Genomic DNA, 20,842 nt, shown 5'->3' with positions numbered 1-20,842 from the left:
GCGGCGCCCCAGCAATGAGGGGTGCACTCCTACGCGGGCCCTGGGCGGCCAAGGCCTGGGGTGCCACCACGGCGCCCGGCCGCCGGCCAGCCCAGCGCCAGCAGGGTCAGCAGCGCCAGCTCCGAGAGGAGCAGCCCAGCGTGCCCACCACTCAGGAAGACCAGCGGGGCGACGGCGCCCAGCGCCAGGGGCAGCCGCAGGGTGCGGCGCAGAGGTGGGGGCAGCAGCCACAGGGCCAGCGCCAGCCCGGTCAGGGCGCCCAGCACCTCGGCGGGCAGGGGGGGCAGGTACGCGGTCAGCACGCCGCCCAGAGTGAACCCGGCCCCCAGCGCCAGCACCGCTCCGGCCAGCGCCAGCGGTGGTAAGAGGGTGCGGCGGCTGGCGGCCCACAGCAGGGCCAGCAGCGTCACCACGCCCAGGGCCACCGCCTGCGCCAGATGCACCTTGTGCAGCGTCTCGCGCAGGCTGCCCCCGGTGAACACCAGCGCCACGTCCTGCGCGGTAATCACGTCGGTCAGGTGCCAGCGCAGGGTCGAGGTGCCGCCCAGGGGACGGCGGGTCTGCTCGGTGGGCAGCAGGGCGTGGCGCAGGAACTTGGGCGCGCGGTTGGTGGTCAGGGTCAGGTCAAAGTCGCGCAGGGCCTCGCGGCGGCTGAGCACGTACCTCCAGCCGTGCGCGCCCTGGTGGCGGTAGCGCACCCGCACGTCCACGGTGCCCCGGGCCGGCACCTCACCTTCCCAGGTGGTGCTGTCTGCCAGATCGGTGGGGCGCAGGGTCTGGCCGTTCACCATCAGCGCAAAGCCGCTGAGGGTGCCGCTGCCCTGCGGCAGGGGAAAGGTAAAGCGCATGGTGGCCGGCGTGTCCAGCGGATTGCTGAAGCGGTAGGCGGCCTGAAACGCTGCCCCGTAGGATGTGCCGCGCCCGGCGACCGGGTCCATGAAGTTCAGGTCGGCCTGCACGGCGGCGCGGTCCAGGTCCACGGGGCGCTCGGTCAGCAGGGTCACGGCCCGGGAGTACGTGAGGGTGTCGCCGCGCCGGGTAAAGCCTTCTTGCAGGTCCTGCACGCTGCCGGGGGCGTCGCCCAGGTAGGGCAGCAGGCGCGTCCACTCTTCGCCCACCCCTATGCGCGCCACCACATCCGGCGGCAGCGAGAGGCTGCGGGTGTACGTGCGCGTTTCGAGCAGCGTGGCCCCGGGCGCCGGCTGAACCGTTTCGCCGCCACTGGGATCGGTGGCCTGGGCGTAGCGCGCGCCCTGCTGGGTGCTGAGGCGCATGTCCACCGCGCGCCGGGTGAGGGTGGTGGCCAGCAGCGCGGCGCCCAGGGCCAGCCCCAGCAGCAGCCAGCGGCCGGCCTGCGGCGCGCGCGCCACCGCTGCGCCCAGCGCGGCGCGCGCCCGCTCGCGGTCCAGCAGCGCCAGCAACAGCAGGGCCAGCAGCCCCACCCCCAGCGCAAGAACAAGTGGCCACACCAGCTGCGCCAGCGTATGCAGGGCAGCCAGCAGGGCAGAGACGGCAGCATGAACCATCTGAACCTCCTGTGAGTAAAAGACTCATATGAGTCAACACCTCATGGCGACCCGGGGCATCCGCCTTTGGGTGGAGAAGGTCTCTAAATATCTAAACTGCTTGATTATTTAAATCAAAGGGTTCAGACTGAGGGTATGATCGCCGCTGCCTTCCCTTCCCTTGGCCCGGTTCACCTGCGGGTGCGCGACCTGCCGGGTACGGCCCAGTTCTATGCCCGGCTGCTGGGCCTGCAACCCAGCCCGCTGTCTCCCACGCGTACGGCCCTCTCGGCGCAGGGTCAGCCGCTGCTGGTGCTGGAGGCTGCCCCAGACCTGCCCCCCGCTCCGGTGAACCGGCCGGGCCTGTACCACACCGCCTTCCTGTTGCCCGACCGCGCCGCGCTGGGGCGGTGGCTGGCGCACGCGGCGCAGCTGGGGGTGCCCTTAGGCAGCGGGGACCATCTGGTCAGCGAAGCCTTTTACCTGAACGACCCCGAAGGCAACGGCATTGAGGTCTACGCCGACCGCCCGCGTGATGGGTGGTCATGGGTGAACGGGCAGGTGCAGATGGACACCCGCGCGGTGGACACGGCGGCCGTGCTGGGCGCCGCTGGGCTGGACGCCCGCACCCTGGGCAGCGTCACCTTTGACGCCGCGCCGGCCGGCACCGTGGTGGGCCACGTCCACCTCAAGGTGGGCCGAGCCGGGGAAGCCGCCCGCTGGTACGCGCAGGCCCTGGGGCTGGACGTGGTGGCCCAGTTGCCGGGCGCCGCCTTTCTCTCGTGGGGCGGCTACCACCACCATTTCGGCCTGAACGAATGGCACACAGCGGGCCAGCGTCGCCCCCTGACCCCCGCCGCCGGGCTGGCCCAGGTGACGGTGCTGGTGCCAGACCTCGCCGCGCTGCGTGCCCGCCTGGAGGCGCTGCCTGGGGCACAGGTGGAAGCGCAGGAAGGCGGCACGCTGACCCTGCAGGACCCCTGGGGCAACGGGCTGACCCTGCAGGAAGCCCGGGTGCTGGCGTAAGCGCTACACCGCGCTGGCGGGCTCCGGGGTCACCCCCGGGCCCGCTTTGCATTGGAGGGCAGCGGCGCCCCATGTAAGCTCGGAGGCATGCGCCCCCTGCTGCCTCTGCTGCTGTGCGGCCTGGCCGCCGCCGCCCCGGTTCCTTCCGTCTCGCCGGTGCTGGCCACCCTCCCCGGCGAGCGCACCCCCTATCTGCTGGGGGCCTGGGCAGGGGGCCGCTGGCTGAACGCCGCTCAGGCCCGGCCCCAGGTGCGGTCCGGGGCCAGCTACACCCGCCTGGGCCTGGGGGCCGCGCCGCAGCCCGTGCGCGGCAGCGGCGTGCGGCCCCTGGACGTGCCCTGCGAGCAGACGCTGACGGTGCCCGTCTCACCGACCCCTGCGCTGCCGGGCGGCGCCCTGTTCGTGGGGGCGGCCATCCGGCCCCAGCCGCGCCCGGTCACGCTGCTGCCCACCGCCAACGCCACCTACGCGGCGCTGGTGCGGGCCGAACTGGTCCGCCGGGGCCTGACCGCGCCCACCGTACACCTGACCCGGCTGGTGCGCACAGACCTGGATGGCAACGGCACGCAGGAGGTCCTGATCGAGGCCAGCCGCTTTGCTGGGCGCAGTGGTGATTTTCCGCCGCCCGTAGGCCAGCGGGGCGATTACAGCGTGCTGCTGCTGAGGCATGTGGTGAACGGCCGGGCCGTGACCACTGTGCTGGGCGAACATGTGGCCCCCCTCACCCCCTGGGACCCCGGCAGCGACGCCCCGATGCCCATGGCCACCCTGTACCGTCTGGCCGGGGTGGCGGACCTGAACGGCGACGGCCGCATGGAGCTGGCGGTGTACGGCGCCTACTACGAGGGCGCCGCTGTGAGCGTGCTGGAATGGTCCCCAGCTGGGGTGCGCCAGACCCCCCTGGAAAGCGGCTGCGGCGTTTGATGTGACGGGAAAGCGCTCTCAACCCGAACGTGATGGGCAGGCAAGCGAGGCTGGTGGATCGTGGCCCACAGCTTGGATACTGGTCTCCCTACATCTGGAGCGCGTCAGCAAAGGGTCTCGGGGGCTGCAGCGTTCGCGGTGCAGGTGAATGAACCAGAGCCCAGGCGCCTATCCTGCGGTCATGCCTGTTCCGTCACTGCGAGAACTGCGAGGGGAAGATGCCCCGACCATTCAATCGTGGCTCCACACGTACCTTGCCGAGCATCTGGCGTGGTGGCAGCAGGTGTACGGTGCGCCGCCAGAGAGCGACCTGTCCGAACTGGTGCAACGAAACTGGCAGGAACTGATGGAGGCCGGTTCCCCCCGGCAGTGGGTGCGGGTGATCGGTGAGGCCAAGCCGCAAGGCATCGTGTTGGCCGAGACGCGGCAGGACCGTTACATGGGTTTTGAGGTTGGCGTGTTGTCCTGGATTTATGTTGAACCCGGCGCGCGCGGACAGGGGGTCGCGGCAGCACTGATGACGGGGGCCAACGAATGGATGGCGGCCCAGGGGGTGCGGGGGAAAGAGGTGTTCGTGACGGCCCAGAACGTGGCGGCGGTTCGGCTGTACCAGCGTCACGGGTATCAGATCTGCGACCACCGCATGTTGGGCAGGTGAGGGTCGGGGCCCTGGTCTGAAGAGGCGCCCTCTGCTCTGGCCACGCGGACAGCGGAATCTCGGGTGCCTGGCTTCTCGCTAAGTGGAAAGAACGGGCTCACGGACCTGTGGCCCAGCACAGCGGCTCTGAGGACCTTAGCTGTGCTGGTGGATTCGGTCAGACGGCAGCCCGCGCCGGCCTTCTCGCGCCGCCACTGGGAAAGAGTCCCCGTGCTCAAACCCCGGAAAGCGGCCCGTAGCGCCCCATGCTCTAGACTCGGCCACCATGAGCGAGCGTGTGCGGGTGGGACCGGTTGAAGCGCTGCCCGAAGGCGGGCAGACCGAAGTCAGCGTGGAGGGCGTGAGCGTGGTCGTGGTGCAGTTTGAAGGGCAGTTCTACGCCCTGCGGAACAACTGCACGCACAAGGATTACCCGCTGCTGGGCGGCGACGTGAGCGCCGGGCGCATCACCTGCGAGAAGCACGGCGCCAAGTTCGAGCTGGCTACTGGCAAGCCCCGGGCGCTGCCTGCGGTCAAGCCCGTGCGCCTGTACCGCACTGAGGTTGAGGACGGGCAGCTGTACGTCTGCACGCTGTAGGGGCGTACAGTGAAGGGGTCCGTTCCCCGGCCCCGCCACACGCAGCGCGCCCGCCCGGCCGCAGGGGGTTTCATGCAGGAAGGTCCGCAGGCCCGAAAACGCAAGCGCAAGCCCGCCGGCCCTGACCCGGCACCGGCCGCCGCGCCGGAGCCGCTGGTGCCCAACCTGCGCGACTCGCGGGCGCCGCAGCCGGTGCCGGCGCCCCTGTCGCCCCGGCGCGTCACCCTGGCCGCGCTGCTGCCCCCAGGCGTGGACCCACTGCCCGCGCTGCGCCGCCGCGCCCGTCGGCGGCCCCGCCGCTAGGGCAGGGACCGGCCCCCAGCGGCCAGACGCGGCGCTGACGGTTTGGGGGCCCGTGCTGTAATACGGTGACATTGCCCTGATCATCTGCGTGTCTACTGCCCAAGGAGTCTGTCACTGTGCCCCCCAAGAACACCCCGCGTTCCGCGTCCCCCACCCCCTCCGTCCGCCGCCGGCGCGCCGCCGAGGAAGGCGCCGGGCCTGTGGCCAGCCGCACCCACAGCACGGTGGCCAACCCGGACAGCCACTTTCTGAACCGGGAACTGTCGTGGCTGGCCTTTAACGAGCGGGTGCTGGCCGAAGCCAGAGATGAGCGCAACCCCCTGCTGGAACGCCTGAAATACGCGGCCATCTGCGGCAGCAACCTCGACGAGTTTTTCATGGTGCGCGTGGCGGGTATTCACCGGCAGATTGCGGCGGGCGTGCACACCCCGGGCCCCGACGGCCTGCCCCCGCAGGACACGCTGACCCTGGTGCGCGACCGCACCCAGGCGATGCTGCGCGAGATCGAGGCCGTGACCCGGCGCATTCTGCGCGACCTGGGCCGCCAGGGCGTGAAGTTGGCACGGGTGTCCGAACTGGGGCGCCGGGCGCGCGCGCAGTTGCGCGAGCATTACCTCGCGGAAATTCAGCCGGTGCTAACCCCGCTGGTGGTGGACCCCAGCCACCCTTTTCCGTACCTCAGCAACCTCAGCCTGAACCTCGCGGTGCTGCTGGACTCCGGTGAGGACGAAGAACCGGAATTCGCCCGCGTGAAGGTGCCGGTGGGCGTGCTGCCGCGCGCCGTGTGCATTGCCGACACGGTGCTGCTGCTCGAAGACGTGATCGCCGCGCACATTGGCGAGCTGTTCAAGGGCCGCCGGGTGCTGGCCGCCCACGCCTTCCGCGTGACCCGCAACACCGACTACGAGTTCGAGGAAGAGGAAGCCGAGGACCTGCTGGCCACCATTGAAGACGGCCTGCGCCGCCGCCGCTTTGGTTCGGCGGTGCGGTTGGAAGTGGTGCGTGACACCCCGCCCGCCCTAATCACCTTCCTGCAAGAGCGCCTGCGCCTGGCCCCCGAGGACATCTTCACCCTGGAAGGCCCGCTGGGCACCGCCGACCTGATGGGCCTGCCCGTCAAGCGCCCCGACCTGACCTTCGAGCCGTATGTGCCCGCCGTGCCGGATCTGGACGGCGACGAGGAAGACGGCATCTTCGACACCATCAGCACGCGCGACGTGCTGCTGCACCACCCCTACGACGGCTTTGCCAACATTCTGGATTTTCTGGAAGAGGCCAGCCGCGATCCCCAGGTGCTGGCGATCAAGCAGACCCTGTACCGCACGGGCGACGATCCCCGCCTGCTCAGCGCCCTGCGCGCCGCCGCCGAGAACGGCAAGCAGGTGGTGGCCCTGATTGAACTCAAGGCCCGCTTTGACGAGCAGCGCAACATCTCCTGGGCCCGCAAGCTGGAACGCGCCGGGGCCCATGTGGTGTACGGCGTGGCCGGCCTGAAGACCCACGCCAAGGTCACCCTGATCGTGCGCCGGGAAGAGGGCGGCCTGCGGCGCTACGTGCACATTGGCACCGGCAACTACAACGCCAAGACCGCCCGGCTGTACACCGACCTGAGCCTGCTGTCCGACGACCCCGACCTGGGCGCGGATGTGGCCGAACTGTTTAACCACCTCACTGGCTACGCCGAGGCTGAATACACCCACCTTTTGGTGGCCCCCGATACCGCCCGCACCGGCTTTGAAGCCCTGTTGGAGCGCGAAGCTGCCCACGCTCGCGACGGCCTGGACGCCTGGGTGCGGGTGAAACTCAACCAACTCACCGACCCCGGCATGATTGAGGCCCTGTACCGCGCGGCGGCGGCGGGCGTGCGCGTGGAGCTGATCATTCGCGGCGTGTGCTGCCTGCGCCCTGGCGTGGAGGGCCTGTCCCAGAGCGTGCGCGTGCGCAGCCTGCTGGGGCGCTACCTGGAACACGCCCGCGTGTTTGCCTTTGGCAACGGCGGGAGCCCGGAAGTGTACTTCGGCAGCGCCGACTGGATGAGTCGCAACCTGGACCGCCGCGTGGAAGTGATTGCCCCGGTGCTGGACGACGGCCACCGCGAGACCTTCCTGAGCATTCTCGACACCGAATGGGCCGACACGCGCGGCTCGTGGGAATTAAATGCCCAGGGCGAGTACGAGAAGATCCCCGGCGATTTCAGTGCGCAGGCGACGTTTGCAGCGGCGCGGCATCCGGGGTAAGGAGGGAGCGGGAGGCAGTGCGCGGGTAGCGGGAAAGGCAGGAGGGGAGAGGTTGAAGGTGGGTTGGGCAAAAGGTGGTCAGCACCACGTCACTGCATGACCGCAGGGATTTCCTGCCGCTCGAACGCTTGATCTGCAAGACACAACGTGCGACTCGAACGCAAGGCACTGACTCCTCCCACCTTGCGGGGGACTCGCAGAGCTGCGCAGCAGAGGTTGGGAGGGGGGTGGCGAGCTTCGCTCGCCTTCGACTGCGACGGAAAAAGCAGCTTTGCCCCGATGTCCCGTTCACGACAGCTCGGAGCAAACAAGGTGAGGGGGCAACAGGTTCCAGCACCCGGCCCACGCTGAGCCCGCTTCACTCCTTCCATCCCTGATCGCAGTCCACCCCCGACCAACGGCCCTGACAGGGGAGACCAGTCAGAGAGACCCCGCAGCTCCTCTTTTCCCGCGTACCGCCTCCCGCTTCCCGCGCCCACAACAAGAACACCCCGGACCATTTCGGTCCGGGGTGCCCAGCAACGTCCTTCAGGCGTTAGCCCTGGTTGTCGTCGCCTTCGGTCTTCTTGTCGCCGCCCAGGCCGAACTGCGCGAACAGGTCAGCGTAGACGTCGCCCAGCTTGGTGCTGATCTTGCCGCCCTGCTGGGCGTCCTTGGCGTTGTAGTTGTAGTCGGCGCCGCCCTCACGGCGACCACGGCCACCGCCGCGCTGGCCACCCTGGCCGCCACCGCTGCTGTAGCGGTCGCTGCGGGCGCCGCCACCCTGCGACACGTAGTCGCGCTGGGTGGGCACGCTGCCGCCACCCAGGAAGCGGCGACGCGACAGGCTGGCGCGCTGCTCCACGGGGTCAATGTTCAGAATGACGGCTTCGATCTCGTCACCCTTCTTGAACAGGTCGGCGGGGTTGTTCACGCGCTGGGTGTCCAGCTCGCTGATGTGGATCAGACCCTCGATGCCCTCTTCGATCTCCATGAACACGCCGAAGTCGGTCATGCCGGTGATCTTGCCCTTCACGGGGGTGCCGGGGGGGTAACGGTCAGGCAGCGCGCTCCAGGGATCGTCTGTGGTCTGACGAATACCCAGGGAAATGCGGCGGTCCTTGGGGTCAATGCGCAGGATGACGGCTTCGACCTCGTCGCCTTCCTTCATCACTTCATTGGGGTGACGCACGCGCTTGGTCCAGCTCATCTCGCTGACGTGCACCAGACCTTCCAGGCCCGACTCCAGCTCCACAAAGGCGCCGAAGTTGGTCAGGTTGGTGACCTTGCCCTTCACGCGCTGGCCGATGTGGTAGCGCTCGGTGGCACCTTCCCAGGGGTCCTGGGTCAGGGCCTTCATGGACAGGTTGATGCGCTCGCGCCCGCCGTCCACGTCCATGACCTGCACCTGCACCTTGTCGCCCACCTTGACTACGTCGCGGGGGTGGTTGAAGCGGCCGTAGGTCAGTTCGCTGCGGTGCACCAGGCCGTCAATGCCGCCCAGGTTCACGAACACGCCGAAGTCGGTGATTTCCACCACTTCGCCTTCAAACTGGGCGCCGGCTTCCAGTTGGCCCACGGTTTCTTCGCGGGCCTTGGCCTTCTGGGCTTCCAGAATGGCGCGGTGGCTGATGATCACGCGGTTGCGCTTGCGGTTGAGCTCAATGAGCTTGACCATCAGGGGCTTGCCCACGTAGGGGTCCAGGTCGTTGACGCGGCGGGTATCCACCTGCGAGGCGGGCAGGAACGCACGGATGCCCTCGACCTGCGCGACGAGGCCGCCGCGCACCTTTTCCAGCACCTCGACTTCGAAGGCTTCGCCCTGCTCCTGCATCTTTTCCAGAACGCGCCAGCCCTTGTCCTGATCGGCGCGCTTCTTGCTCAGCACGATCTGGCTGTTGGGCAGGTCCACACGGACCACGTAGGCTTCAATCTGGTCGCCGGACTTGTACATCTCCTGGGCCTGTTCCAGCGTCACGGGCTCGTCGCCCAGCTGGTTCAGAGGGATGATGCCTTCCACCTTGGCGCCAATGTCCACGGCAATGCCTTCCTGGCCGATGAACACGATGGTGCCGTCCACGATGTCACCGCGCGTGACGCTCTGGGGCTCCTGGGCCTCACTGGCCAGGATGTCCTCCATGGTCATCGCGGGGTACTCGCGCTCCTCGGCGGGGGCGGGCGCGCTGGGCTGGGTGGTGCCCGTCGTGGGCTGAGTCCCGCCTTGCTGGGCGGGGGTCTGGGTGTTGTCTTCCATGAACTCCTGTCCTCCTGGGTTCACCGGCACTCCGGCCCGTGAAACCGACCTGATACCTGCTCTTCGTTCATACCTGACCAGCTGGTCAGCAGCATGCAACGGGCGCGGCAACACCTCAGTGTATCAGAGTTCAGGGAGGCGCGGCAACTGCGGTCTAAACGCGCTTCAGCCCCTCTTGGGCCCTGGGGTCGGCCCTGCCGGACATGCGCAAGCCATGCCCCCTACCCTTGACGGCTGCGCGCAGGTCCATCTATACTCCCTGACGCTGCTTTGCCAGAAAGTGGCGCGCCAGAACATGTGGTGGGGCATCGTCTAATGGCAGGACGTCGGTTTCTGGCACCGTTAATCAAGGTTCGAGTCCTTGTGCCCCAGCCAGAGAAACTCCGCTGAGAAGCGGGGTTTTTTTTCATGGGTGGTGGGCCGCGCCTTTGGAGCAGCCTCATTTGGGGGAAACGCTTCCAGGCCCGTGTCGCTTAGACTTCGCGCATGACTCCTGCGCACGAGTGGTACAAGAGCGCCGTGTTCTACGAGCTGTCAGTCCGCACCTTTGCGGACGGCAACGGCGACGGCAAGGGCGATTTTCCGGGCCTGACCGGGCGGCTGGACTACCTGAAAAACCTGGGTGTGGACTGCCTGTGGCTGCTCCCCTTTTACCCCAGCCCCCTACGCGACGACGGCTACGACGTGGCCGACTACATAGGCATTCACCCGGACCTGGGCACCCTGGAGGACTTCAAGGTCTTTCTGCGCGAGGCCCACGCCCGGGGCCTACGGGTGATTGGCGACCTCGTGACCAACCACACGTCCAGCGATCACCCCTGGTTCCAGGCGGCGCGGCGCGGCCCCACCTTGCCCGACGGCAGCCCCAACGAGTACCACGACTACTACGTCTGGAGCGATACCGGCACCGAATATGCCGGCGCGCGCATCATCTTTACCGACACCGAGACCAGCAACTGGACGCGCGACGACCAGTGCGGGCGCTACTACTGGCACCGCTTCTTTTCCAGCCAGCCGGACCTGAACTTTGATAACCCCCGGGTGGTCGAAGAACTGCTGTCGGCCGCGCGCTTCTGGCTGGACCTGGGGGTGGATGGCTTCCGGGTGGACGCCGTGCCGTACCTGATTGAACGCGAGGGTACCAACTGCGAGAACCTGCCCGAAACCCACGCCATCCTGAAAAGGATGCGCCGCATGGTGGACGAGGAGTACCCGGGGCGCCTGCTGCTGGCTGAAGCCAACCAGTGGCCTGAAGAGGTGGTGGAATACTTTGGAACCGACGAGGACCCCGAATTCCACATGTGCTTCAACTTCCCGGTGATGCCCCGGCTGTACATGAGTCTGAAGAAAGAGGACACCACCTCAATCCGCGAGATCATGGGCCGCCTGCCGCAGATTCCCAAATTCGGGCAGTGGGCCACCTTCCTGCGCAACCACGACGAGCTGACGCTGGAAATGGTGACCGACGAGGAACGCGCCTTTATGTACGCCGCCTACGCGCCGGACACCCGCATGAAGATCAACGTGGGCATTCGTCGCCGGCTGGCCCCGCTGCTGGACAATGACCGCCGCCGCATTGAACTGCTGACCACCGTGCTGCTGGCCCTGCCGGGCAGCCCCATCCTGTACTACGGCGACGAGATCGGCATGGGCGACGACCTGAGCCTTGCTGACCGCAACGGTGTGCGCACGCCCATGCAGTGGAACGCAGGGATGAGCGGCGGTTTTTCCAGCGCGTGGCCGTCGGACTGCTTCTTTCCGCCCATCAGCGACCCGGTGTACGGCTTTGGGCGCGTGAACGTGCAGAGCCAGGAGCGCGACCCCAGCAGCCTGCTGAAATGGACTGCCCGGCAGCTGGAACTGCGCCGCGCCCACCCCGCGTTCGCCCACGGCGAGCTGCAGTTCATTGACACCGATAACCCCGCCATTCTGGCCTTTACCCGCACCACCCCGGACGAAACGCTGCTGATCGTGAGCAACTTTGCCGCCAGCGCGCAGGCTGTGCGCCTGGACCTGGGCGCGTACCTGGGCCGCACCCCGGTGACGCTGGCGGGCGGCAGCCACTTCCCTGCCGTGACCGAAGGGCCCTACCCGATGATTCTGGGCAAATACGATCACTACTGGCTGCGCCTGAACTGAAGGGCGTTGAGGGTGGATGGGTGATAGGTGAAAGAGGGGGGCCCGCACGGTCAATGTGCGGGCCCCTTTTTTGCCTGGAGGTTTACCCTTTGAGCTTCTGGGTGATTTCCACCTGTCGGCGGGCTTGGTGAGCAATACTGGCGCGGTCCTGCTCGCTCAGGGGCTGCCCACCAGCGGTCACGCTGGCGCCGTAGGGGTTGCCGCCCGAAGCGAAAATCACGGGGTCGGTGTAGCCGGGAGGCACCAGAATGCAGCCCCAGTGCATGGCCATCACGTACAGGGTCTGCAGGGTGGTTTCCTGGCCGCCGTTGGGGTTCTGGGCGCTGGTCATGGCGCTGAAGGTCTTGTTGGCGAGCACGCCGCTGCCCCACAGGCCGCCCAGGGTGTCAATGTAGGCGCGAATCTGGCTGGCCGCGCCGCCAAAGCGGGTGGGGCTGCTGAACAGAAAGGCGTCGGCCCATTCCAGATCGGCGGGAGAGGCGGTGGGCACGTCGGCCATGCGCTCCTGCTGCGCTTTCCAGGCGTCCTGCGTGTCAATAACGGCCTGCGGAGCGGTCTCGGCCACCTTCAGTAGCCGGACCTCTGCCCCAGCGGCCCGGGCCGCTTCGGCGGCCACCTGTGCCATGGCGTGGTTGGTGCCGTAGGTAGAGTAGTAGACAATCGCCAGTTTCACCGGGGTGGGAGAGGTCATACCCGAGTGTAAGCAGCTCAGAGATTTAATGTTAAAGGAATAAAGAAAAACGAAAGAGCGCGGTGAAGCGCTCCTTCGTCGGTTTCCCTTTGCTGTCAGACACGCACGATCACGCGGGCGCCGTCGTCTTCCAAGTGCACGGTATCGATAAAGCGCACCACGCGCGTGGCGTAGCCCATCACCAGCGTGTGGGTGCGCGCGCCGCCGCCGAAGCGCCGCACGCCGCTCAGCAGTTCGCCGTAGGTAATGCCTGTGGCGCTGAAGACCATCTGCTTGCCCGGGGCAAGGTCGTTGGTCTTGTACACGCGCCGCTCGTCTACGCCCATCGCCTTGAAACGTTCACGCATGGCGTCGTCTTCGGCAATAAAGCGGCCCTGAATCTCGGCGCCCAGGCACTTCATGGCCGCCGCCGACAGCACGCCTTCGGGCGCGCCCCCTGAGCCCATCAGGGCGTGGACGCCGGTGCCGCGCACGCCCACCTGCAAGCTGGCGACCACGTCGCCGTCGCCAATCAGTTTCACGCGGGCGCCCGCCGCGCGCACCCGGCGAATCAGGTCCGCATGGCGCTCGCGGTCCAGAATGGTGATCATCAGATCATCCACGTCACGCTCCAGGCTCTGGGCCAGCACGTTCAGGTTGGCCTCCACGGGCCAGTCCAGATTCACCTTGCCGGCGGCGGGGGGCGGCACCACCAGCTTGTCCATGTAGCAGTCCGGCGCGTGCATCAGGCCGCCGCGCTCGGACAGGGCAATCACCGCCAGCCCGTTGGGCAGCCCCTTGGCCGTGACCGAGGTGCCTTCCACCGGGTCCACGGCGATGTCCACCTCGTACTGTCCGGCGCCCACCTTTTCCCCGATGTACAGCATGGGGGCCTCGTCCATTTCGCCTTCCCCGATGACCACGGTGCCCCGGATGTCCAGCGAATTCAGCAGCTCGCGCATGGCCTCGGTGCCCGCGCCGTCCACCGCGTTCTTGTCCCCCATGCCCATCTGACGGCTGGCCGCCAGTGCGGCCCCCTCGGTCACCCGGGCCGTTTCCAGCACCAAGGCATGTTCAAAATGATTGGAATCCACGCGTGCTTCTGGGCCGCCCTTCCGCTTGACCGTCATGCCCCGAAGCTAACACGGGGCAAAAAAAATCCCCTCTGGGAGCGATTCCAAGGCAGAGAGGAGGACGCGGTTTTGTGGTGGCTGTCTCTGAGAGGTGGACGGGACTTGGGCTGCAATTGACCTCTCACTCCTGACGGAAGAGGGTCGGTACACCCACCCTCCTTGGCCCCTGTCTTTTAAAAAGTAGAACCTTCTGGGCCGCACCCAGCCTTCTTGTCCCCATACCGCCCAGGTCCAGACGAAGCCGTCGTGCCCGAAGGGCGCGGGCGTAAGGCGATGGGCGGAGGCGGGCCACGGCGTACATCGCGGGGCGAAGCCGGGCCACCCCAAATCGTCAGTCAACGTTTGCCGAGCGCAGCGGAAAAACTCCCCCTGCCCCTTTGGGGTAGGGGGCTGGGGGGTGGGGCAAACCCAGACAACATCCCCTCTACCGCAACACCCCCGCCCAAACCAAAATCCCCCACAAAATCACCGGAATCGCCAGCGACCCGGCGATCAGCTTGAACAGGCGCCACCAGTCGTTCAGAAATTCCTTCATGGCACCCCGCAGGTTACCAGTGCCTCGCCGCGCGCAGTGCAAGCGCCTTCACGCTGTCTTACCCCAGCGCCGCCTGCCCGGGCCGCCCTGCGTAGACTGGGCCCCATGACGATCAGCAACCTGGCCGGAAAACGCGCCCCACAGCGCCTGCTGACGAACATTCCCCGCTTAGTGGCCCATTACTACGAAACCCGCCCCGACCCCGCCGATCCCCTGCAGCGCGTGGCCTTTGGCACCAGCGGGCACCGGGGCAGCAGCCTGGGCGGCACCTTCAACGAGGCCCACATTCTGGCCATTGCCCAGGCCGTGGCCGAGCACCGCGCCGCCGCTGGCATCACGGGGCCGCTGTACATGGGCCTGGACAGCCACGCCCTGTCTGAACCCGCCTGGATGAGCGCCCTGCAGGTGCTGGCCGCCAACGGCGTGCGGGTGCGTGCCCAGGCCGGTGCTCTGACTGCCACGCCCCTGATCAGCCACGCGATTCTGGAACACAACCGCGCCGGGGCCGAACAGGCCGACGGCATCGTGATCACGCCCAGCCACAACCCCCCGCAGGACGGCGGTTTCAAGTACAACCCGCCCAGCGGCGGCCCCGCCGACACCGATGTGACGGGCGCCATTCAGGCCCGCGCGAACGCCATTCTGGAACGCGAACTGCGCGACGTGCACCGCGTCTCGCTGGAAGACGCCATGAACGCGCTGGACCCCTTTGATTTCCTGCGGCCCTACGTGCGGCAATTGCCCGCCGTGATTGACCTGGACGCTATCCGCGAAAGTGGCGTGCGTATCGGCGTGGACCCGCTGGGCGGCGCCAGCCTGCCCGTCTGGGAGCTGATTGCCGAAGAACACCGCCTGAATCTGACGGTGGTGAACCACGACGTGGACCCGCGCTTTGCCTTCATGAGTGTGGACCGCGACGGCAAGATTCGCATGGACTGCTCGAGCCCCTACGCCATGGCCGGGCTGCTGGCCCTGAAAGGCGATTTTGACGTAGCCGTGGGCAACGATCCCGACGCCGACCGCCACGGCATCGTGACCCCGGATGGGCTGATGAACCCCAACCATTACCTCGCGGTGATGATTGACTACCTGTTCACCCACCGCCCCGGCTGGCGCCCGGACGCCGCCATTGGCAAAACCCTGGTGAGCAGCGCCCTGATTGACCGGGTGGGCGCGGGGCTGGGCCGGCGCGTGGTGGAGGTGCCGGTGGGCTTCAAATACTTCGTGCGGGGGCTGCTGGACGGCTCGCTGGGTTTTGGCGGTGAGGAATCGGCCGGGGCCAGCTTCCTGCGCCGGGACGGCCGGGCCTGGAGCACCGACAAGGACGGCATTATCGCGGGCCTGCTGGCCGCCGAAATGACTGCCATCACCGGCCAGAGCCCCGCTGAGCACTTCGCGGCGCTGACCGCCCGCTACGGCGAAACCGCCTATGACCGCCAGGACGCCCCCGCCACCCCCGAGCAGAAAAAGGTGCTCAGCAACCTCAGTCCCGAGCAGGTGACGGCCACCACGCTGGGTGGTGATCCCATCACCGCGCGCCTCACCCGCGCGCCGGGCAACAACGCCGCGATTGGCGGCCTGAAGGTCACCACCGACCACGCGTGGTTTGCCGCCCGCCCCAGCGGCACGGAAGACGTGTACAAGATCTATGCCGAAAGCTTCCGGGGCCCGGAGCATCTGGCCCAGGTGATGAACGAGGCCCGTGAAGTTGTGGCCGCCGCTCTGGGCCATACCTGAACAGAGGGTTGGCCAAGCCTGTTTGAACCAGTGGGTGATCAGGCCCGGCCGGCACTGGGCAGGAGAGTGGCCGCTGCTTTCCTTCCGAACGGATCAGGTGCGTTGGCTGTAGGTAGGGGAGAGCAGGCACGAGAAGACATTCCGATGCTCGATTCCCTGTTATTTGAGCAGCCGTGGCCTGGGCACAGTCTCTGACAGACAACTGTCAGTCCCCCACTTTGGCCAAACCCCACGAGGAGCCCCGTCTCACTTTCCGGGTCACCTGTCACTCCCTATCTTCTTTTCCATACCATACCGTAGGGTATGGATATTCAACTGGGGTGGCATCTGCTGGCAGCCATGGGTTTGATCGGGGTGGGGCTGCTGCATGTGGCCTGGGGGATGGGTTCACCCTGGCCGGCCCGCACGCCGGAAGCCCTGGCGCGAGCGGTGGTGGGCGGCATGTCCGGCGGCCTGCCAGGGCTGGGGCCCTGTCTGGTGGTGGCGGGGCTGCTGTTTGTCGGCGCGCTGCTGGTGGTGTGGGCACCCCAGGGGCCTGCGCTGGTGCGCCTGGGCGCTGGGCTGGTGGCCGCCGTTCTGCTGGCCCGGGGGATAGCGGGGTTCCTCATGGCCACGCTGTCGCCCGCCTTCCGGGTGCAGCCGTTCCACCGCTGGAACATGTGGCTGTACTCGCCCCTTTGCCTGTTGCTGGGTACTGGCGCACTGCTGAGCCTGAGGTAAATCAGGCTGGGAACGTAGTTGGCATGGCCTTGGTATGGAGGTCCATCACATGGCCCTCGTTATCCAGGGTCTTCTCAGCTTTCGTGCTGGACAGGGTCAACCGGGGAAAGGATTGAGGCCAGATTTTTCAGCTCTACAACTGCCAGGGTTGGATTCGTTCCAGTTGGTCGGCAACCCTCTTCTGTCCGTTGCGCCCCGGCCCACGGCTGTGTCTGACAGAGCTCCTCGTGCCGATAGGGCTGGCATTCAGCAGTGAAGTTCTCATCAAAGGCCTGCCCTGCACCTAGTGGCGGGGCCTGAATTTCTCGGCCTAGACAGCGCCTGTCTTTCCTGACCTCAGCATCATGAAAAGGTGCCTGGGGTCAGTAAGTTTTATGTGAGCACCCTGGTTCTATCGTGCCTTCACGTTAACGGTTTGCCTGAACCGTCCAACAGGAGGAACCTAGATGGAACACAGTGGCATGGTCCACCATACGTGGAACAGTTCGTATATTGCGCTCTCGTTTCTGATTGCGGCGCTGGCCTCGTATATCTCGCTGGAACTGGCCGGGCGCGCGGGGCGCAACCTGCGCAACGCTGCCAACCGCTTCTGGCTGGTGGCCCAGGCCCTGGTGCTGGGCTACGGCATCTGGGCCATGCACTTCGTGGGCATGCTGGCCTTTGAGGTCAAGGCGGCCGTGGGCTTTAACAGCGGGCTGACCGCCCTGTCCGGGCTGGCCGCCGTGCTGTTCATGTACCCGGCCCTGCTGATTGTGCACAGCGGTGCGTTCAACCTGCGACGTCTGGCTGTGGCCGGCACCGTGGCCGGCACGGGGATCGCGGTCATGCACTACCTGGGCATGTACGGCTTCCGTGTGCCCGGCACCACGGTCGAAGTGGTGTGGCTGCCGCTGATCGGCTCGCTGCTGATCGCCGTGGGCGCCAGCACGGCCGCGCTGTTCCTGTTCCACCGTCTCTCGGGGGCGTGGCGCACGCAGCAGGGCCGCCTCAAGACCGTGGGCCTGCAGGCGCTGGCATCCGTGGTGATGGGCGTGGCGATTATCAGCATGCACTACACCGGCATGGCCGCCCTGAAGTACCGCGTGGCCGACGAACTGGCCCTGGGTTCGGCAGCAGCCGGCGCAGATACCTCGCTGCTGGGCCTCGTGGTGAGCGTGGTGTCGTTCCTGCTTCTGGGTCTGGCCGTCACCAGCATCTTCATGGACGCCGGACGCGGCGGTGACCTGGACGAACTGGACTTCGACACGGCCGCCACCGGCGCCGCTGCCGACTGAGCGGCCCGCGCCCCCTGTTGCCCTTCTCCCCGCTTTTTCTCCCCGAAAGGACCACTGAATCCCTATGGCACGAATTCTGATTGTTGATGACTCTCCCGCCGACCTCAAATTCCTGGAAACCGCCCTGGCCAGCGGCCAGCACCACGTCACGGCGCTGGGTGACCCGGCCCAGGTGGAAGCGGTGGCCGAGCAGGTGCGCCCCGAACTGCTGATGGTGGATGTGGTCATGCCCGGGCGCAACGGGTACGAAGTCGTGCGCGGCCTGCGCAAGCAGCCCGGCATGGAGAACCTGAAGGTGGTCTTTGTGTCCAGCAAGGGCAACGAGACCGACGTGAAGTGGGGCCTGCGCCAGGGCGCCGACGACTATCTCGTCAAGCCCTACACCCCCGACCAGCTGCACGCAGTGGTCCAGAGGCTGATCGGCTGATGATGGGCGCGCTGCTCGTCCGGGTGCAGGCCGAACGCTTTGCCCTGCCGCTGTCGGGGGAGCAGGCGATTGCCGAACTGGGGCCTGTGTCCCCGTTGCCCCACGGCGAGCCGCTGCTGCGCGGCCTGACCACCTTGCAAGGTCGAGCCGTGCCCCTGCTGGACCTGTCCGCCCTGCTGGGCACCCCGGAGGCCGAGCGGGAAGAGCCGCGCCTGATGGTGCTGACCAGCGTGGAAGGTGACCGCGTGGCCCTGCTGGTCAATGAGGTCTACGGCGTGACCTCGCTGCCCAGCCCCCCCCCCAGCACCGCCCTGCTGATCGAGATGCCCGGCGGCCCGCTGCTCAACGTCGTCACCCTGGCCCGCGAAGTGCGCGCCTTCCTCGCATCCTGACCGCTCGCCCCTGACTCCTTGCCCCGCCTCCGGAGGCCCCTCATGCAAATTCCGTATCAGACTGCTCGTCTCGCCCGCTCTGTGCGCAAAACCAATGTCCAGCGTGTTGGCTGGCTGGGTCAGCTGCGCGTGGGTCAAAAGCTCTCGCTGGCCGCGCTGGCCTTCGGTCTGCCCATCACCGGCCTCGTGGGCGCGCTGCTGATCGAACAGCAAAAAGACGTGACCTTCGCCCAGCAGGAGCTGGCCGGGATCACCCAGTTCGCGCCGCTGCGCGACATCAACGGGGGCCTCGCCGCCTTTGTGGACCGCGCGCTGTCCGGTGACGCCGCTGGCGCCGAAAAGGCCGGCGCCGCTGTGGACAACGCCATTAACCGGCTGGAAGCCCAGGTGGCCCCCGAGTACCGCGAGCGTGTGCAGGCCCTGCGCCGTGACTGGAAGATTCTGCCCGACTCCATTGGCACCCAGCCGGACCTCGCCGTGCTGCAGACCTACGGCCAGCTGCTCTCCACCTACCAGCGCGACCTGAGCGAGGACTTGCTGACCCAGTCGAACCTGATGCTGGACCCCCAGGCCGACTCGTTCTTCCTGATGGAAGCCTCGCTGCGCAACCTGCCCAAGATGTCCACGCTGCTGAACCTCGCCTACCTGACGGTTGAAGCGGGGAACCGCGAGCCCGGCGACGACACCGCTTACCTGAACGTGCTGCGCGACCTGAACGTGCAGTTGCTGGACAGCGTGGCCGCCTACAACACCAGCATTGAGCGCGCGGTGCGCTACAACCCGTCCCTGAAGCCGGTGGGCGAGGCCGCCGAGAAGCTGAGTGACGCGGTGACCCCGGCGGTGGCCGACCTGGGCGCGGCCGTGGAGTCCAACAGCCTGAAGGCCGTGAACGTGAACACCATTCGCGGCGACGCCCTGCTGCAGGTCACGGCCTCGTTCAACGGCGGCGTGAAGGAACTGACCCGGGTGATTGAGGAGCGCAAGGACCGCATTGAGCGCGCCCGTCTGCTGACCCTGGCCGCCATTATCGGCGCGCTGGTGCTGGCCTTTACCCTGCTGATTCGCCTGTCGCGCTCTATCGTGAAGCCGCTCTCGGAGCTGACTCGCGCCAGCCGCGCCGTGTCGCAGGGCGACCTGAACGTGCTGGTGCCGGTGCAGACCCGCGACGAGCTGGGCTTCATGGCCCACACCTTCAACGGCGCGACCGCGCAGCTGCGCGAGAACGAAGCCAAGAACGCCATGGAGCGCGAAGAAGCGCTGAAGCTGCAGGCGAACATCGGCAACTTCCTGGACGTGACCATGGACATCGCCGGCGGCGACCTGACCCGGCGCGGCGTGGTGTCCGAGGACGTGCTGGGCAACGTGGTGGACTCGATCAACGTGATGGTCGATGAGCTGGGGGCCGTGCTGGGTGAAGTGCAGAAAGCCTCGCAGTCCGTGACCGCCGCCAGCCGCGACATGCTGAGCACCACCGACCAGATCGTGCAGGGCGCCGACACCACCACCAGCGAAACCCGCCGCGTGGCCGATCAGGTGCGCGCCGTGACCGAAGGCTTCCGCGAGATGGCCGAAGCCGCGCAGCAGAGCGCCGAGTCCGCCCGTCAGGCGCTGGAAGCCTCGCAGCAGGGCCGCGAGGCCGTGCTGGGCACCCTGGACGGCATGCAGAACATCCGCCGCGAGGTGCAGGGCGTCTCCAAGCGCATCAAGACGCTGGGCGACCGCTCGCTGGAAATTCAGGAAATCGTCGACACCATTTCGCGCCTCTCCAGCCAGACCAACCTGCTGGCGCTGAACGCCTCGATTGAGGCGGCCGGTGCAGGCGCTGCAGGCAGCCGCTTCGCCATCGTGGCCGATGAAGTGCGTAAGCTGGCCGACTCCTCGGCGCAGGCCACCGCTCGCATCGCCAGCCTGATTCGCACGGTGCAGCTGGAAATCACCGAAGTGGTTGCCAGCGTGGAAGACGGTACGCGCGAGGTGGAGCAGGGCTACCGCGTGGCCTCGGCCGCCGGGGAGCGCATCGAGCAGCTGGGTAAGCTGGCCGCCGAGTCCGCACAGTTTGCCGAGCGCATCAACGCCGCCACCACCGAGCAGGTGAAGAGCGTGGAACAGGTGAAAGAGGCCGTCGAGCAGATCGGTCAGGTGGCCGAGCAGTCGCACGAGAGCGTGCAGCGCGGCCGTGACGCCGCCCAGCGTCTGCAGCACCTCGCGCAGAACCTGCTGCAGGGCCTGTCGCGCTTCAAGATCCCCACGAACTGAGCCTTTTCGGCGCTGGCGTGTCATCCCCCTGCCCCGGGCAGGAGAGCGCACGCCAGCCCGGTCCTTCTGAGCCGCCTTCCCCGACCGCCCCAGTTG

17 protein-coding genes and 1 tRNA gene are annotated in these 20,842 nt (G+C 67.3%); 14 read left to right on the top strand and 4 right to left on the bottom strand.

All coding sequences use genetic code 11. The features are described 5' to 3' along the window. Nucleotides 1-29 precede the first annotated feature (29 nt). Nucleotides 30-1,526 (bottom strand): hypothetical protein, encoded by a 1,497-nt coding sequence (locus KMW22_RS14695; RefSeq protein ID WP_221090803.1) that lies wholly within the window; start codon nucleotides 1,524-1,526, stop codon nucleotides 30-32. Nucleotides 1,527-1,661: 135 nt separating this feature from the next. Here KMW22_RS14695 and KMW22_RS14690 point away from each other — a divergent pair, with 135 nt between their 5' ends. From KMW22_RS14690 to ppk1, 6 genes are all read left to right on the top strand, one after another. Beyond that, a complete protein-coding gene (locus KMW22_RS14690; protein WP_221090802.1) occupies nucleotides 1,662-2,531 on the top strand; it encodes a VOC family protein in 870 nt (289 codons plus the stop codon). Nucleotides 2,532-2,618: 87 nt separating this feature from the next. Beyond that, nucleotides 2,619-3,455, top strand: coding sequence for a VCBS repeat-containing protein (locus KMW22_RS14685; protein ID WP_221090801.1), 837 nt, complete (start codon nucleotides 2,619-2,621; stop codon nucleotides 3,453-3,455). Between the two features lie 181 nt (nucleotides 3,456-3,636). After that, nucleotides 3,637-4,113, top strand: coding sequence for a GNAT family N-acetyltransferase (locus tag KMW22_RS14680; RefSeq protein ID WP_221090800.1), 477 nt, complete (start codon nucleotides 3,637-3,639; stop codon nucleotides 4,111-4,113). Between the two features lie 265 nt (nucleotides 4,114-4,378). Beyond that, entirely contained in the window at nucleotides 4,379-4,690 is a 312-nt protein-coding gene (locus KMW22_RS14675) for a Rieske 2Fe-2S domain-containing protein (protein ID WP_221090799.1), read from the top strand. Nucleotides 4,691-4,762: 72 nt separating this feature from the next. After that, nucleotides 4,763-4,993, top strand: coding sequence for a hypothetical protein (locus KMW22_RS14670; protein ID WP_221090798.1), 231 nt, complete (start codon nucleotides 4,763-4,765; stop codon nucleotides 4,991-4,993). Nucleotides 4,994-5,193: 200 nt separating this feature from the next. Next, a complete protein-coding gene (gene ppk1 / locus KMW22_RS14665; protein WP_407928451.1) occupies nucleotides 5,194-7,230 on the top strand; it encodes a polyphosphate kinase 1 in 2,037 nt (678 codons plus the stop codon). A 535-nt stretch (nucleotides 7,231-7,765) separates the two neighbouring features. On the opposite strand, the gene KMW22_RS14660 is transcribed toward ppk1, so the two are convergent. After that, complete coding sequence (locus KMW22_RS14660; protein WP_221090797.1) at nucleotides 7,766-9,463, bottom strand: 30S ribosomal protein S1; 1,698 nt, start codon at nucleotides 9,461-9,463, stop codon at nucleotides 7,766-7,768. A 301-nt stretch (nucleotides 9,464-9,764) separates the two neighbouring features. Here KMW22_RS14660 and KMW22_RS14655 point away from each other — a divergent pair. Together KMW22_RS14655 and treS are read left to right on the top strand one after the other, a co-directional pair. Next, nucleotides 9,765-9,838, top strand: a tRNA-Gln gene (locus tag KMW22_RS14655). A 111-nt stretch (nucleotides 9,839-9,949) separates the two neighbouring features. After that, nucleotides 9,950-11,602, top strand: a complete 1,653-nt coding sequence (treS, locus tag KMW22_RS14650) for a maltose alpha-D-glucosyltransferase (protein ID WP_221090796.1) — start codon at nucleotides 9,950-9,952, stop codon at nucleotides 11,600-11,602. Nucleotides 11,603-11,684: 82 nt separating this feature from the next. Here the strand turns inward: treS and wrbA are convergent, their stop codons facing one another. Further along, nucleotides 11,685-12,293, bottom strand: coding sequence for an NAD(P)H:quinone oxidoreductase (wrbA, locus tag KMW22_RS14645; RefSeq protein WP_221090795.1), 609 nt, complete (start codon nucleotides 12,291-12,293; stop codon nucleotides 11,685-11,687). A gap of 95 nt (nucleotides 12,294-12,388) precedes the next feature. Next, nucleotides 12,389-13,402: a class II fructose-bisphosphatase gene (gene glpX, locus KMW22_RS14640; RefSeq protein ID WP_221090794.1), complete on the bottom strand. Its 1,014-nt coding sequence runs from the start codon at nucleotides 13,400-13,402 to the stop codon at nucleotides 12,389-12,391. 643 nt (nucleotides 13,403-14,045) lie between these two features. Between glpX and pgm the strand changes: the two genes are divergently transcribed. From pgm to KMW22_RS14610, 6 genes are all read left to right on the top strand, one after another. Further along, the gene (gene pgm, locus KMW22_RS14635; RefSeq protein WP_221090793.1) at nucleotides 14,046-15,677 is read left to right on the top strand and encodes a phosphoglucomutase (alpha-D-glucose-1,6-bisphosphate-dependent); all 1,632 of its coding nucleotides are present in this window, start codon (nucleotides 14,046-14,048) and stop codon (nucleotides 15,675-15,677) included. A gap of 303 nt (nucleotides 15,678-15,980) precedes the next feature. Beyond that, nucleotides 15,981-16,397, top strand: coding sequence for a DUF3995 domain-containing protein (locus KMW22_RS14630; RefSeq protein WP_221090792.1), 417 nt, complete (start codon nucleotides 15,981-15,983; stop codon nucleotides 16,395-16,397). A 446-nt stretch (nucleotides 16,398-16,843) separates the two neighbouring features. After that, the gene (locus KMW22_RS14625) at nucleotides 16,844-17,671 is read left to right on the top strand and encodes an MHYT domain-containing protein (RefSeq protein WP_221090791.1); all 828 of its coding nucleotides are present in this window, start codon (nucleotides 16,844-16,846) and stop codon (nucleotides 17,669-17,671) included. Nucleotides 17,672-17,735: 64 nt separating this feature from the next. Next, entirely contained in the window at nucleotides 17,736-18,098 is a 363-nt protein-coding gene (locus KMW22_RS14620; protein WP_221090790.1) for a response regulator transcription factor, read from the top strand. Continuing rightward, entirely contained in the window at nucleotides 18,098-18,490 is a 393-nt protein-coding gene (locus tag KMW22_RS14615) for a chemotaxis protein CheW (RefSeq protein ID WP_221090789.1), read from the top strand. Before KMW22_RS14620 ends, KMW22_RS14615 begins: the two co-directional genes overlap by 1 nt. 42 nt (nucleotides 18,491-18,532) lie before the next feature. After that, nucleotides 18,533-20,746: a methyl-accepting chemotaxis protein gene (locus tag KMW22_RS14610; RefSeq protein WP_235692999.1), complete on the top strand. Its 2,214-nt coding sequence runs from the start codon at nucleotides 18,533-18,535 to the stop codon at nucleotides 20,744-20,746. The last annotated feature ends 96 nt before the right edge of the window (nucleotides 20,747-20,842 follow it).

The organism is Deinococcus aquaedulcis (genome assembly GCF_019693445.1).
Classification (GTDB): Bacteria; Deinococcota; Deinococci; order Deinococcales; family Deinococcaceae; genus Deinococcus; species Deinococcus aquaedulcis.
Note: the sequence above shows the minus strand (reverse complement) of the source record. Positions and strands in the feature narration are given on the sequence as shown.